Origin of the sequence: Thalassotalea euphylliae (assembly GCF_003390395.1) — a bacterium.
Taxonomy (GTDB): Bacteria; Pseudomonadota; Gammaproteobacteria; order Enterobacterales; family Alteromonadaceae; genus Thalassotalea_F; species Thalassotalea_F euphylliae_C.
Window position 1 is genome coordinate 3,739,848 of record NZ_QUOV01000001.1, and the last position, 14,202, is coordinate 3,754,049.

A 14,202-nucleotide genomic window follows, 5' to 3' on the forward strand; every position below is an offset into this window, starting at 1 on the left:
CCGATTAAACCTGAATAAAATTGTTATAAGATTACGTGACGTATAATGAGTTACTTGACTGATGTTAAACACCTAAGATTTACTGACAATTTTTCAATTATCGAAGCCTTATTTTTACACCAAATTTCAGCCAGATATTCAGTAACAGTGCCAACACTTGAAGGAAACAGAATATTCCCCGCCACTTTGGCGAAAGGTCCATCAGTTTCGAGTAGAACTCTATCCTGAGGTATCCACGATATTACTTTTTTAGCTCTGGCTGAAGTTAGCATGGCTGGCCCAATAGAAAAGAAACAGCCTAGCTCGACGGCTTCTATAACTTGCTTCTTAGTACCTAAAAACCAATGAAGAATAGAAGTACCAGCATTGGGATGTAACTTAAGTTGTTCAAGCACTTCACCAACCGCGTTAAGGCTATGGATGGTTAGTATTTTGTCATCAAAGCCTTCACATTTTTTTAGAATATGCGTGAAAACCTCTAATTGATCATCAAAGTAATCAGCGTAACCTTTCGAGCCATCGAGTCCAATTTCTCCAATATATCTAGTTCTATCAACTAGCTTATCGAATAGTGCTAATTCATTTTTTCTTAGATGAGCAAGTTGAGGGTGCAGCCCCAAAGCCGTTTTACAGTGTTTTATACCACTTGTTAACTGGACAGTACCTTCAAATGCTGAAGGCACCGTAGTTACTGATAGCACGTAATAATTACTGCTTTTTATGTCGTTCAATACCTCTTGATGATCTGGATATAAATCAACATGGCAATGAAGATCCATCATGACGATTTGTCCGCTTGGAGAAATAATTCAACCTCTGCTAATCCTCGCTTAATAGTTGATTCTAATTTTTCTCTTATATGTTTAGCTTGCGGTATCGGCCCCGACATTCGTAACCAAGAACGATAATTATCAGTCTGTTTCAATCTAATAATGGCCGTTTGAACCGCTTGCAGATCATCACGAGTATCTTTTTCTTTGATAAGCCCTTTCAACCGCTTTGTTTTGTATGGCGCATCTTGTGTAAAACCAGCATGAAAAACTGACGCTCTTCGAATAAGGCAAGGCACACAATGCCCACACTGTTTATGCTCTCTGTGCCAATGACTACATGAAACACTCAGGGGAACGGCTTTTCTAATTGCGTCTTGATCAACACATTCCGCTAACATTTCACCTTTAGTTTTGAATTGATAAGGGTTAACAAATTTGACGTGGAACCCGGTATCTTTTAGCAAAGATTCAAATCTGCTTAGAAAATTCGGGTGTGTAGTTCTGGTACTATGGCTACCAATCCGTCTTCTGGTAAGCGGTGGATTTATAGAAATATAGCCATTCTCTGGGACGACAATAGTTTCAATACTGCTATCGCAATTAGCATTTCTTAAGGCTGATATACCAAGTACCGCCATAGCTAGGAAGTTGAAGCTTCTTCCCCTCATGCTTATGTCAGTTTTACCTTCTAAATGCTTAATAATATGAGGAGACATTGAATAGGACAATTCGCCGAATGGCGGGGATAATAATTGCTTAATATCTTCCTGTTTAGCGCCATCACCACGATAAGCGTGACTAACCAAAAGCGGTTTTAAGTCTGACTTTCCGTTTAAAATATCAATTGCACCAACTGCGCTATCAAGACCTCCAGAAAAAAGGCAGACTGAGTTGAGTCCTATTAGTGATTTTGCCTTTGCTTTTGCTTGCTCACTTTTTTTAGGAGCAGGCATCGGCATAGTTGTTTTTTCAAACGTAAATTGCCATTTATCGCCTGTAAGAAAGTTAAGCAATGAGCTAAGTTCAGGTTCAACAGTATTCCACATATCCTCATCTGTAACAGGAACATGCAAATGCATTTTTCTAGCCCATGCATTTTCTGCATTATCCCTCAATTCAAATGTATCAGCGGCGGTAACGGCGGTTGCAATTGTTATCAGATCTATTGCATCAGCATCTACATTCAATCCTAAATCACGAACTGTTTGTAGTAATTGTTTTGACACTAAGCTGTGTTTAGTGATGTCATTTTGATGCGTATGGAACATCTGGACAGGATGACAATCATCAGAAAAATCAGGCAAGTTAGCTGGGTCATGGTTAAAATAAAAATTAGTCATCAAAGCTCTCCCATTCATCAACCGTCATGGCAATAGCATCTGCTTGAATTTTAGTAATATTTTCTTTGCTAATAGTACTGGGGTTGCCATTAGTTACTTTGTCTAACTGCTCTTGTGTGATCACTTTTATTAATTCCCTTAATTCAACTTCCATTTGATGATGCTTGCTTGCAGGCTCAACATGGAACCAAGCTCTGCCCATGCCTTCAACCACATCCTGAAAAATAAGATCTGTTAAATAACAGCCTATGGCTTCTTGAATAACTTCGTCAGTAAAACTGTTTGGGTCAAATTCTTCAGTATCGGGTAATGCTTCTTCTAACGCATAGTCTAATGCAACTCTAACAGCATCCGAATCGGCATTATCAGGTGCTAAATGACTAGCAATTTTGTCAATTGCTTGGTCAGTCGATAACCCCGTTAAATCACCTAAGGATAAGCTTTGATTATTAATCGTTACGGTGTCGCCACGCATGACACCAAGCAATCCAGAACCAGCAGTTATGCCACTTGCTAGTCTCCGACTGGTGCTTTTACCTCCGCCAGAGCCTTTTCTAGAATAACTTTTTAATGAACGCCTAAGATCTGAGGTTGAGCCACCTGTTTGAGCATATTTACCAAATGCTCTTCTGGCACTGGCAAACCTATTTGGAGGCGGCGTTGCTGTAGGTGAACCACCGATTTCTTGTTGAACCTTGTCATTGTCTATATCGTTACTATTGTCATTTTGATCATCTGCTTGATTATTGTCAGAGCCAGTTTGATCATCCCCATCAGTACCTGATGCAGGTTCTATTGTGACGGTATCTCCTTGCTCTGCCCAAGATGGAATGAGTGGACTTTTGTTATTTGGTCCTGTTGACGAAGCGGACGTACCCATATTACTTAGTTCCCTCTAGTTCTTTTAAAATTGGATTAAGCCATCTTTGGCGAGGCAAGCTTTTTAAAAATGTAAGAAGACTTAAGCAACATTTATCATCCTGCTTGGCAAGTAGAACGGCTCCATAGATGCCTGTTGGTCTTTCAGTCCAATCACCAATCAACTTAAAGTTTTCAATCAAACCATCCATGACTGACATGTATTCTTCCTTCGGAGTTGTGGTAATCGCAGTAGAGTTAACGCCACTAACCCTTACCTTTTGCTTCATTAATTCTTCTACGAGTTTTTGAGCAGCTCCCGACATTACCGCATTAACAGCGCCCATTGGAATGCTTTCTCGACTCAGGTACGCCGCCGGAGTCAAATCCATCTCAGTAAACATTGGAGGTAATTTTGACCATTTATCAATAAAAGCTAGGTCGAGTTTCCACTCTTCAGGTAACTTAATTTCGTCAAATTCGACTTCTGAATTTTCGAGATCTGCTAATACTTTTGGATATCCGTTTTCCTTATCAATTAATTCATAAAGCTTGTTGGTAGCCTGAGTACCTAAGCACCTCTCAAAAATCACCAGCTTAGTGATGGTTTTTTCATCTAGCTGCATTCCTCGACGGTGAGCGGTTTTCTTTCTCATCTTAACTTGATTAAGTAATCGCTTAACAATGCGAGGGTTGCCGTTAATGTTTGTGGATTCGGCTAATAGTGGAGCTAACTGTTCAGCAACTACAAATTTACTTCTGAGTTCTGAATGCTTTTCGATAGCGTGATCTTGAAGTAGCTCATCAACGGTAATTTGTGGCTGTTTCCACGACAGCCTTAATGACTCTTCAAGGGCACACCTTATCGCTTCTAACTGAGCATCGGTAACGCCGTGATCTTGGGCGGTGAGCATCATTAAATATGCCCTTATTTCAAGAACTCCGGGTCTTGGCACATGCACAGGAATTTGAATAAGCTTGTCTAAATAATCAGTTTGATGTCGTTGAGATGCACCTTTGTGATATTCAGGTACTGCCAAGCGGATCATGTCTTCATCGGCGGCAATAACAAATGCGGTATTTGGTAAAAACAGAAATAATCTGATCGCCTCAAGTGTTGAAATGGCATTAAATGGAGAACAGCGATCTAAATTATCGACATAGACAATAAGTGGTTTATCAAACTCCTTTAGCAGATCTGAATATGCCTTTCGGAATTCTTTAATTTCTTTAGGGGGGGAGAACGATTTCTTATCTTTGATTAGACCTTTGTTTTTCTTAGCAACATCTTTAGCACCGTCCACAGCATCCTTTACATCAGCAACATCCAGTTCACCATCATCACCTCCACTGAATAATCCCATAAACTTCTGTATACCACCCATAGTTGGTATACCCGCTAATGCTGCACCACCATCCATTAATAGCCCCATTAGTCTGATCTTATCTATTCGTCCAGCAAACTCTTTTGCTTTTGCACTTAGGTTTTTATCGTCTGCTGCTTTTTTAACTAAAGTCGATGCGATTGTTTCTAATAGCGCAGCTTTCGCATCATCGTATCCTTGGAAAGTCCATGCATCAAAATGCACTTGGATATATTCTTGTTCATCAGTTTCCAAAGATGCTTTGGTAAGTTCAAGAATGGTAGATTTTCCTGCGCCCCAATCCCCAAAGACACCAATGCTAATAGGCATTAATTCCTTTTCAGTTATAAGATCTTTAATCGACTCAGCCGTTTCATTAAAATTTAAGAAATCAATTTTTGATTCTTTATCAGACCACATAACATCTCCTTTTATTTATTATTTCTTTTGTTCCATTCTTTCTAAAGTACGGTGAACCGTAGGTCGGCTAACAGAATATTTTTTTGCTAATGCTGAGATTGACTCACCATTTAATTTATCTTTATATAATTCTTTCGCTTGCTTGTCTGACAGTGCAGGCAATCTGCCCATATGCTTGCCTTTAGCTTTCGCTTCTTCACGACCTTCTGCCGTTCTAGCTTTTATAAGATCCCGCTCAAGTTGAGCGAATACCCCACATAGGTTGATCATGGCGGTAGCAAACGGGTTATCATTTTTAGTATTAAGAGAACCGTCGATAATATTTAGACAAGCACCTTTCTTATGGATGCTTTCAATTGCCTCAAGAATAGATTTTAACGACCGTCCCAAACGGTCGAGGCGAGTAACAATAACTTCATCACCTTCCCTGATAAAATCGATGAGTTCCTTTAGCTTTTCTTCATTTCTAACTGAAGCACCAGACTGTTTCCCTTGGAATATTTTTTCACAGCCGTAAGCGTCCAACTTGGACAGTTGAACATTCAAATCTTGTTCTTTAGTTGAGACTCTTGCAAAACCAACTTTCATATGTACGAAACCTGTACCTTTCGTACACCTTACCAAACAAGTGAACGAAAGTCGACCAAATGAAATTCGTACATGAACGAAACTTAATACCAAAATTCGTTCACATAAAAAGTGAAATAAATGACAATTCTAACTATCAAGTGACTTAATTATTCCGCACGCTTCAACGGTGTTTTCAGTTGTACACGAACTTGCCATTTGTTGAAGCTCAGCTTTTAGTGCTTTGAGTTCTCTCATTCGATTGTTAACTAAGGCCAATTGTTGAGCAATGAGCTTATTAACACTTGCACAGCTTTCTTCTGGCTTATTTTTCAGTTCTATAAGGCGTTTAACATCTGTTAGAGGGATATCCAAACTTCGGCAATGCTTTATAAACTCTAACTCTTTTAAAGCCCGTTCACCGTATAACCTGTAATTCCCTTCAGTACGTTCAGGAGTTGAAAGCAACCCTTCTTTCTCGTAATACCGAATTGTTTGTATCGAACACCCTGTCGTTTTTGAAAGTTCACCTATTTTCATAAAACTTTAGTCCTAAAGCTTGACTCTATAGTCACTATAGACTTTATAGTTGAATTATTAAACAAATAACTAAGGCCGTGTAATGAGTGGTTGTGGTTGCGAAGTCGAACTAAAAGATGCGAAACAAAAATATGTGCTGTATTGGTTGCTCGGTATTAATGCGGTTATGTTCTGCGTTGAGATTACTGTGGGCCTATATGCAAATTCAACGGCTTTGATAGCAGATTCAATGGATATGCTGGCTGATGCAATTGTCTATGGTATTGCTCTGTATGCAGTAAGTCGATCTTTAAAGCATAAAGCCAATGCAGCCCTTATCAGCGGTTACTTTCAGCTTACACTTGGACTACTGATAATCTTTGACATAGTAAGAAGAATAATCGGAGCAGGTGAGCCTCACTCTTGGTTCATGATCGGCTTTGGTTTTATTGCATTAGTAGCAAACGTTATTTGTTTAGTTTTAATCAGAAAGCATAACAATGGTGAAGTGCATATGCGTGCAAGCTGGATATTTTCAGCCAACGATGTGATCGCAAACATGGGCGTAATTGCTGCTGGTGTTTTGGTGATGCTAATTGATTCACGCTGGCCTGACATTGTGATAGGTAGTGTGATTGCAACCCTAATTTTAAGAGGGGCTTACCTGATTATTACTGATGCGAAGAAAGAGCTGAGCAACGCAGAGTTAACAAGCGAAAACAATAGCTGTAGTGGAAGTAAATCAAAATCATGTTCTTAAAGGAGATTAATAATGAGTGCTAATTATTTAGAGAAAACACAAATAATAGATTTTGATGATCACTGCATCCAATCGGTAATAGCGGAGCGAAATTGGCAAGCTTTGGATGAGTACAACAAGATTGGAGCTGCTTACACCTTTGTTAAAGATGAAATTCAGTTCGGTTACAACCGCAGCGATGATATAGCAGCAAGTGAAGTTTTAGCTGATGGCTATGGACAGTGCAATACAAAGGGAAACTTGTTAATGGCTCTATTACGGGCGCTTGGTATTCAGTGCCGATTTCATGGCTTCACGATTGACCAACAGCTTCAGAAAGGCGCTATTCCCTCTTATGTATTTTGGCTTGCCCCTAAATACATTATCCATAGCTGGGTTGAAGTTTTCTTTAATGGTGAGTGGATCAATTTAGAAGGCTTTATTCTCGACGAAGCTTATCTAAGTTCAATTCAATCCAAATTCAGTCAAGCTAAAGATAGTTTTTGTGGTTATGGCATCGCTACTACCTGCATAAGTAACCCAGAGACTAACTGGGCAGGGAAAGATACTTATATCCAAAAAGAAGGCATACATGACGACTTTGGCCTATATGATTCACCCGATGCATTCTATGCTGAGCAGGGAACCAATCTAACGGGTATAAAACGTTGGGCGTACCAAATCTTTATCCGCCATATCATTAATTGGAATGTACAAAGGCTTAGAGGAAAAAATGTAAACGCTGAGGCTCAACATGCATAGCCACTCTCACGGTCATAATCACTCTCACAATGATGAGGACGCTTCGAGGCGTATTGGCTGGGCTTTTTTTCTCAACCTCACGTTTACCATCATCGAATTTATCGGAGGTTGGTTAACCAATAGTACGGCAATCATGGCAGATGCAATCCATGATTTAGGAGATAGCATTTCCATAGGCACCGCATGGGGATTAAATAAGCTTAGTAACAAACCTGCCTCTAGCCAGTTTTCATATGGTTACAAACGCTTTTCTTTACTTGGCGCATTGATTAACGGCTTGGTATTAACTGTTGGTTCTATTTTTATACTAATTGAAGCTATACCAAGATTGGCTAACCCCGAAATGCCTCAAGTCGAAGGAATGCTCTTATTAGCTATTTTTGGCATGGTTGTTAACGGTTACGCTGCCTATAAGCTAAGTCATGGAAAGACCCTAAATGAACGAGTTTTAAACTGGCACTTACTTGAAGACGTTTTAGGCTGGATAGCTATTTTTATCGTATCAATTGTATTGATGTTTGTTGAGTGGCCTATACTCGACCCTATTTTATCGATTTGTTTTACTCTTTTTATTTTATTTAACGTTGTAAGAACATTAAAATCGACACTTATGCTGTTCTTGCAAGCGACACCAGATATTGAGCTTATTAAAAGTATTAAATCGAAAATAGTGTCTAAAGCCATTGTGGGTGAAGTACATCACTTGCACATCTGGTCACTTGATGGTGAAAACAACGTTTTGACCGCTCATATTGTTTTAAACACTGAAATATCTAACGAAGAACTGAAATCGTACAAACTAGAGTTACAGCATGAGCTTAAAGAGTTTGATTTTGCTCATACAACAATTGAGATTGAGTTTATGAACGAGCCATGTCGTGACGCAAGCTAATCGATAGTGTTAACATTGACATAACTAAGAGATAGTTGAAACGAAATGAATATTAAACAATTTCCTGCATACATCATGATAGTGCTGATATTACTTCAGTCATTTTCTGCTGTGGCAAAAGTTGCGGATGTTCATATTGTTGATTCCGAGCATATAAAAACCGAGCATGTTCATGCTTTAGATGACCATATTTCTTCTGAACAATTAGCACATTCATCAGCAGATAATGACCAACACAACCCTGCTGACTGTCATCATTGCGGACACTGCAATGGCTCGCATGTTCAGTTTGCTACGCATATTTACATCAGTGGAAACATAGATTTCAAATCAAGTCAGCTATTTGATTATTTAAAAGTAGTCATTGAAGCTCCCCCTTCCAGATTACTTCGACCTCCCAAAAGTTAGTCCTTTTATTTAATTGGCGCGTTAGGCGGTAAAGCCAACGCTCGTTTCAAAAAAATAAACAGGACAAAATATGAATATGTCTTATTTTAAGGCTGCCGTGCTTGCTTGGAAGAAAGTAAAACGGTTGCTTATGTTGTCATTTTTAGTGACAACCAATAACGTAGTTGCAAATGACTTATCCGTTGATTCAGTTTCATTATCAGACGCGATACAACGAACACTTGCAAACAACCCTCAGCTAACAGCTTTTGAATACAAACAAAAGCGCTTAGACGGCGAGTTAGCTACCGCAGGATTAAAACCTGAATATAACATCAGTGTTGAATTGGAAAACTTTGCAGGTACAGGCGATGTATCTGGATTCAACGACGCTGAATTAACCTTATCAATATCTTCCGTGGTGGAATTGGGAGATAAGGTAAATAGCAGAAAGTTTTATGTTAATGCCCAACAGCAAGCTATAGCTGTTGAAAAAAGAATACAAACACTCGATATTTTGGGTGAAGTAGCAGTTCGCTATATCGATGCTTTGACCTTACAACAAGTCATGCTTGTCAATGAAAATGCAGAAAAGCTAGCACGAGAAACCTATCAAACTGTCTCCAAAAAAGTTCGTGTTGGTTCAGCACCGTCATCAGAGCAAAAACGAGCTGAAGCTGCTCTGGCAACAGCTAGATTAAAGACACTAACCATTGCCAAGCAATTAGAGGCCAGTATTCGTAAGTTAGCTATTCTGTGGGGAGAGCAATCACCGCAATTCTCTCGTGTATCAGGCGATTTATTTGCATTTCCCAAAACAATATCGCTCGATTACATCATGGCTCAACTTTCTCAAAGTCCTCATATATTAGCTTATGCAGAGCAATCGAGAATTCAGCAAGCTCAATTACAGTCAATCAACACGCAAAGTCGCGCTAATATAACGTGGAGCGCAGGTGTAAAAAGACTTGAAGGTAGCAATGATACTGCGTTAGTTGCAGGAATTAGCGTCCCTCTATTTACGAGTGATAGAAACAGAGGCAATTATCAATCTCAAAAAGCAAAACTTGATGAAGTTGAGCAGCAAAGGAAAGCCAGTGAGCGAGCAATTTACAGCCAATTGGCGACATTATATGCGGCTCAAGAAGAGGCTCGCCTTACAGTTGAAACCTTACAAACCAATATAATTCCACCACAAGAAAGTGCTTTGTCATTAGTTCAAAAAGCCTATTCGGACGGGCGATTTAGTTATTTGGAGCTTGTTTCAGTTCAAAAAGAGCTTATTGATATGCAATACGCGCTTATTTTTGCCGCAAGTGAGGTTCACAAACAAAGCGCCTCCATCGAGTCCTTATCAGGCATTCCATTAATTTCTTCCGGCAATACAGAAAGCCAACTTTCAAGCTTTATTGAGAATTAATCATGAAAAAGAAAAAAATATTAAATTCACCAATCAGCCTTTTCAAATTAGTGCTTGTTGCTGTAATTGGTTTCACCTCCATCACGACTTCAGCCAGTGAAGAACACGAAGATGAATTTGTGTCCATGTCTGCTGAAATGGCTAAACAAAATGGCATTGAAACAGTAGCAGCAACTAGCGGTGTTATTCGTAACGAAGAAGTTGTATATGGAAAAATCGTTGCCGATCCAGCATCACTTGCACATGTTAACGCGAGATTCGATGGTGTTATTAAGGAAGTAAAAGTTAATCTCGGAGAAGAGGTTAAAAAAGGTGAAACGTTGGTCGTCATTGAATCCAATGAAAGCTTAAATCAATATTCGATAAAAGCACCAATGTCTGGACGTATAGTCGCTAGGCAGGCAAATATTGGCGAACTTACAAATGGTGAAAACTTGCTGACAATAGCCAACTTTGACGTGATTTGGGCACAGCTATCTGTATTTCCTACTCAGCTTAGTAAAATTAACACTAACCAGCAGGTGCTAATCCAAAGCACTGAATTTAATCAAAGTGCGCAAATTAGCTATTTAACACCATCACTAAACAACAAGCCTTATTCGTTGGCATTTGTAAAGTTAGGTAACAAAACGAATAACTGGCCGCTTGGCACTGTAATTAAAGGTGCGGTTACGACCAGTCAACACTCTGCTCCAGTTGTTGTGCCAAAAGAAGCCATTCAAGAGTTTGAAGGTAATGATGTTGTTTTTATTAAAGAAGGCAATGAATACCACCCTAGCGCCGTAAAAACTGGCGCTTCAGACGCTATCAATATTGCTATCATCGACGGTTTGAACGTCGGCGAAAGTGTGGTTGTAAAGAACAGTTATCTGCTAGTTGCTGATCTAAAAAAATCGGAGGCTGGGCATGAACACTAAACTCCGACCTTTTTATCCACTTCATATTGGCTTCAGTATTATCGAGGTGAAAATATGATCGCTTGGATACTAGAATTATCTATCCGTAGACGTGGCACTATGTTGCTAATGGCGTTGTTTATCATCGCTTTAGGAATGTGGAACTATCAGAAGCTACCTATTGATGCTGTGCCAGATATAACCAATGTACAGGTACAAATAAACACGCAAGCTCAAGGTTATTCACCGTTGGAAACAGAGCAACGGATCACGTTTATCGTCGAAACAGGCTTGGCGGGTTTACCTAAGCTGGATTATACCCGTTCACTTTCTCGATATGGCCTGTCGCAAGTGACTGTTGTATTTGAAGAAGGCACAGATTTGTATTTTGCCAGAAACCTAATCAATGAGCGACTTAGCGCAATTAAGGAGCAACTACCGTTTGGCATTGAACCAGAAATGGGGCCAATTGCTACGGGCCTCGGCGAAATATACATGTACAGTTTAACTGCCGACGAAAGTGCAAAGCAGAATAGTGGCCTACCCTATGATGCGATGGCGTTAAGGGAGATCCATGACTGGGTAGTGAAACCACAACTTGCATTGGTTAAAGGGATTACGGAAATCAATGCAATTGGTGGCTATAAAAAGCAATACCATATCAATCCTGATCCGTTAAAGATGTTGCACTTCGGTGTTACCAGTGAAGCGCTATCAAATGCAATAATGCGAAATAATGCAAATCAAGGGGCTGGATTCATCGAAAGAAGCGGACAGCAAATTCTTGTTCGTTCACAAGCTCAGTTGCAATCTATTCAAGACATCCAAAACGTCATTATTAAAAGCGACGACGGCACACTTGTAAAAGTTAAAGATGTCTCCGAGGTTGCGATCGGAAAAGAGCTTAGGACTGGTGCCGCATCACTGAAAGGCAAGGAAAGTGTGATTGGAACAGCAATGATGCTGGTAGGAGAAAATTCACGCTCAGTGGCTTTGGCTGTTGGCGACAAGCTTAGTGAAATTCAAAATAGCTTACCTCAAGGAGTGTCAATAGTTCCCTTATATGACAGGACAACTCTGGTTGACAAAGCAATTAGCACCGTACAGAAAAATCTCATTGAAGGCGCGTTGTTAGTTATCTTCGTATTGTTCCTATTACTAGGTAATATAAGAGCCGCTCTAATTACTGCCGCAGTCATTCCTTTGGCAATGTTGGCAACAATCACGGGCATGGTTCAAAGCAAGGTCTCTGCGAATTTAATGAGTTTGGGAGCTTTGGATTTTGGATTAATTGTCGATGGAGCGGTAATCATCGTTGAGAACTGCATTCGGCGCTTAGCAGAAAGCCAAAAACGAAATGGTTCAGTCATTTCTCTGAAAGAACGGCTAGACATTGTTTATTCTGCTACCAATGAGGTAATACGACCTAGTGTTTTTGGCGTATTGATCATAACGATTGTCTATGTGCCTTTGTTTACCTTGACGGGTGTAGAGGGCAAAATGTTTCATCCGATGGCCGCAACGGTGATCATCGCTCTATTGTCTGCAATGGTATTTACCTTCACACTCGTCCCCGCTGCGGTTGCTTTATTCTTGAAAGGCAAAATCAGCGAAAAAGAAAGTCCGATAATTGTCGGTGCTAAGTCAGTATATCGTCCGGTTTTGAAGTGGGCTTTAAAACTACGTTGGCTAGTTGTTTGCGGCGCTGCTTTACTTGTGACATTTAGCATATTACTTGGTAGTAAATTAGGATCTGAATTTGTTCCTCAACTTAATGAAGGTGACATTGCACTGCACGCGATGCGTATTCCGGGCACGGGTATTGACCAAGCTGTAGAAATGCAGAAGATACTTGAACAACAAATTGTGAAATATGATGAAGTTGTTACGGTGTTTTCAAAAACGGGCACAGCAGAAGTGGCGACAGACGCGATGCCGCCAAATGTGACTGATACTTTTCTGATATTAAAGCCTAGAGAGCAATGGCCCAACCCCAATTTAACAAAAGCGGATTTTGTTGAAAGACTGGAAAAAGATCTCAGTTCCATTCCCGGCAATAATTATGAGTTTACTCAACCAATTCAGATGCGATTTAACGAATTAATTAGCGGAGTAAGAGCTGATTTGGGGATTAAGCTCTACGGTGATGATCTATCCCAACTTGTCAGCTCTGCACAAGAAATTTTGACTACACTCAATACCATTTCAGGTGTTGCTGATGCGCGGCTTGAACAAGTTGATGACGTGCCTATATTTACCGTTAACCCCAAGCCTGAAGCACTAGCGCTATACGGGTTAAATGCAAGCGACTTACAATCTTGGTTAAAAACAGTCGTGTCAGGTGAAGGCGCAGGGTTAATATTCGAAGGTGATCGTCGATTTGAAATTGTAGTTAGATATCCAGAGCTGTTGAGAGCCAACCTTGATCAGCTAGGTAATTTGCCAATCGCAACAGGTAGTGGTGAGTTCGTACCTGTAAGCGAAGTTGCAGAGTTAAATTATACGACGGTTCCAAGTCAAATAAGCCGAGAAAATGGTAAGCGACGAATTGTAGTTACAGCAAATGTTAGAAACCGAGATCTAGGCTCATTCGTACAAGAGGCACAGCAAAAAATTCAAAAAAATGTTGAATTGCCTGCTGGTTATTGGCTTGAGTACGGCGGAACATTTGAGCAACTTGAGAGTGCAACTCAAAGGTTATCCATTGTAGTTCCTGCCACATTATTTGTCATTTTGACACTGCTAGTCATAGCGTTTAGTTCAATAAAAGATGCGCTGATCATATTTAGTGGTGTGCCTTTAGCACTTACAGGCGGTGTATTGGCTTTGTGGTTAAGAGACATGCCTCTTTCAATCTCTGCTGCTGTTGGGTTCATTGCCCTTTCAGGTATCGCTGTATTAAATGGACTGGTCATGCTGTCATTCATTAAACAGCGATTATTTGAAACGGGAGAATTAATTAACTCAATTATCGAAGGCGCAACTATAAGGCTACGCCCTGTACTAATGACCGCTTTGGTTGCAAGTTTAGGATTCATTCCAATGGCGTTAAATGTTGGAACTGGAGCTGAAGTTCAGAGGCCATTGGCAACGGTGGTGATTGGGGGAATTATTTCCTCAACTTTACTAACTTTAGTTGTATTGCCTGTTCTTTATCGAATTGTTTTTAGTAAATACAAATCTTAACTTTAATTTGAAGGCTTCTCGTAATTTTTTAGAGAAGCCTTTTAATTTAATTGTCCTGTTTTACTCAATTTACAGCAAT

13 protein-coding genes are annotated in these 14,202 nt (G+C 39.9%); 7 read left to right on the forward strand and 6 right to left on the reverse strand.

The genetic code is table 11. The features are described 5' to 3' along the window. Window positions 1-50: 50 nt before the first annotated feature. The 6 genes from qatD to cadR all read right to left on the reverse strand — a co-directional run bounded on the left by qatD (window position 51) and on the right by cadR (window position 5,862). Entirely contained in the window at window positions 51-782 is a 732-nt protein-coding gene (gene qatD / locus DXX92_RS16365; protein ID WP_116001596.1) for a Qat anti-phage system TatD family nuclease QatD, read from the reverse strand. After that, on the reverse strand, window positions 779-2,113 hold the full coding sequence (gene qatC / locus DXX92_RS16370) for a Qat anti-phage system QueC-like protein QatC (protein ID WP_116002480.1): 1,335 nt from the start codon (window positions 2,111-2,113) through the stop codon (window positions 779-781). Before qatC ends, qatD begins: the two co-directional genes overlap by 4 nt. Further along, complete coding sequence (locus DXX92_RS16375) at window positions 2,106-2,993, reverse strand: hypothetical protein (protein ID WP_116001598.1); 888 nt, start codon at window positions 2,991-2,993, stop codon at window positions 2,106-2,108. Before DXX92_RS16375 ends, qatC begins: the two co-directional genes overlap by 8 nt. 1 nt (window position 2,994) lies before the next feature. Then, the gene (locus DXX92_RS16380; protein WP_116001600.1) at window positions 2,995-4,755 is read right to left on the reverse strand and encodes a KAP family P-loop NTPase fold protein; all 1,761 of its coding nucleotides are present in this window, start codon (window positions 4,753-4,755) and stop codon (window positions 2,995-2,997) included. An 18-nt stretch (window positions 4,756-4,773) separates the two neighbouring features. Next, the gene (locus DXX92_RS16385) at window positions 4,774-5,343 is read right to left on the reverse strand and encodes a recombinase family protein (RefSeq protein ID WP_116001602.1); all 570 of its coding nucleotides are present in this window, start codon (window positions 5,341-5,343) and stop codon (window positions 4,774-4,776) included. A gap of 129 nt (window positions 5,344-5,472) precedes the next feature. After that, window positions 5,473-5,862, reverse strand: a complete 390-nt coding sequence (cadR, locus tag DXX92_RS16390; RefSeq protein WP_116001604.1) for a Cd(II)/Pb(II)-responsive transcriptional regulator — start codon at window positions 5,860-5,862, stop codon at window positions 5,473-5,475. A gap of 82 nt (window positions 5,863-5,944) precedes the next feature. Between cadR and DXX92_RS16395 the strand changes: the two genes are divergently transcribed. The 7 genes from DXX92_RS16395 to DXX92_RS16425 all read left to right on the forward strand — a co-directional run bounded on the left by DXX92_RS16395 (window position 5,945) and on the right by DXX92_RS16425 (window position 14,123). Continuing rightward, a complete protein-coding gene (locus DXX92_RS16395; protein ID WP_116001606.1) occupies window positions 5,945-6,601 on the forward strand; it encodes a cation transporter in 657 nt (218 codons plus the stop codon). Window positions 6,602-6,613: 12 nt separating this feature from the next. Beyond that, on the forward strand, window positions 6,614-7,342 hold the full coding sequence (locus tag DXX92_RS16400) for a transglutaminase-like domain-containing protein (protein ID WP_116001608.1): 729 nt from the start codon (window positions 6,614-6,616) through the stop codon (window positions 7,340-7,342). Further along, entirely contained in the window at window positions 7,335-8,234 is a 900-nt protein-coding gene (locus DXX92_RS16405) for a cation diffusion facilitator family transporter (protein ID WP_116001609.1), read from the forward strand. The genes DXX92_RS16400 and DXX92_RS16405 overlap by 8 nt, the downstream gene beginning before the upstream one ends. Before the next feature lie 45 nt (window positions 8,235-8,279). After that, window positions 8,280-8,642, forward strand: a complete 363-nt coding sequence (locus DXX92_RS16410) for a hypothetical protein (RefSeq protein ID WP_116001610.1) — start codon at window positions 8,280-8,282, stop codon at window positions 8,640-8,642. A gap of 70 nt (window positions 8,643-8,712) precedes the next feature. Next, entirely contained in the window at window positions 8,713-10,041 is a 1,329-nt protein-coding gene (locus tag DXX92_RS16415; protein ID WP_211185362.1) for a TolC family protein, read from the forward strand. A 2-nt stretch (window positions 10,042-10,043) separates the two neighbouring features. Next, complete coding sequence (locus DXX92_RS16420) at window positions 10,044-10,958, forward strand: efflux RND transporter periplasmic adaptor subunit (protein ID WP_116001611.1); 915 nt, start codon at window positions 10,044-10,046, stop codon at window positions 10,956-10,958. A gap of 54 nt (window positions 10,959-11,012) precedes the next feature. Next, a complete protein-coding gene (locus DXX92_RS16425; protein ID WP_116001613.1) occupies window positions 11,013-14,123 on the forward strand; it encodes an efflux RND transporter permease subunit in 3,111 nt (1,036 codons plus the stop codon). Window positions 14,124-14,202 lie beyond the last annotated feature (79 nt).

Bases quoted from the DNA above. Each gene is read 5' to 3' on its own strand.
- DXX92_RS16405 (WP_116001609.1), top strand. From the start codon at position 7,335: ATGCATAGCCACTCTCACGGTCATAATCACTCTCACAATGATGAGGAC.
- DXX92_RS16395 (WP_116001606.1), top strand. From the start codon at position 5,945: ATGAGTGGTTGTGGTTGCGAAGTCGAACTAAAAGATGCGAAACAAAAA.
- DXX92_RS16385 (WP_116001602.1), bottom strand. From the start codon at position 5,343: ATGAAAGTTGGTTTTGCAAGAGTCTCAACTAAAGAACAAGATTTGAAT.
- DXX92_RS16415 (WP_211185362.1), top strand. From the start codon at position 8,713: ATGAATATGTCTTATTTTAAGGCTGCCGTGCTTGCTTGGAAGAAAGTA.
- DXX92_RS16380 (WP_116001600.1), bottom strand. From the start codon at position 4,755: ATGTGGTCTGATAAAGAATCAAAAATTGATTTCTTAAATTTTAATGAA.
- qatD (WP_116001596.1), bottom strand. From the start codon at position 782: ATGATGGATCTTCATTGCCATGTTGATTTATATCCAGATCATCAAGAG.
- DXX92_RS16375 (WP_116001598.1), bottom strand. From the start codon at position 2,993: ATGGGTACGTCCGCTTCGTCAACAGGACCAAATAACAAAAGTCCACTC.
- DXX92_RS16425 (WP_116001613.1), top strand. From the start codon at position 11,013: ATGATCGCTTGGATACTAGAATTATCTATCCGTAGACGTGGCACTATG.
- cadR (WP_116001604.1), bottom strand. From the start codon at position 5,862: ATGAAAATAGGTGAACTTTCAAAAACGACAGGGTGTTCGATACAAACA.
- DXX92_RS16400 (WP_116001608.1), top strand. From the start codon at position 6,614: ATGAGTGCTAATTATTTAGAGAAAACACAAATAATAGATTTTGATGAT.
- DXX92_RS16420 (WP_116001611.1), top strand. From the start codon at position 10,044: ATGAAAAAGAAAAAAATATTAAATTCACCAATCAGCCTTTTCAAATTA.
- DXX92_RS16410 (WP_116001610.1), top strand. From the start codon at position 8,280: ATGAATATTAAACAATTTCCTGCATACATCATGATAGTGCTGATATTA.
- qatC (WP_116002480.1), bottom strand. From the start codon at position 2,113: ATGACTAATTTTTATTTTAACCATGACCCAGCTAACTTGCCTGATTTT.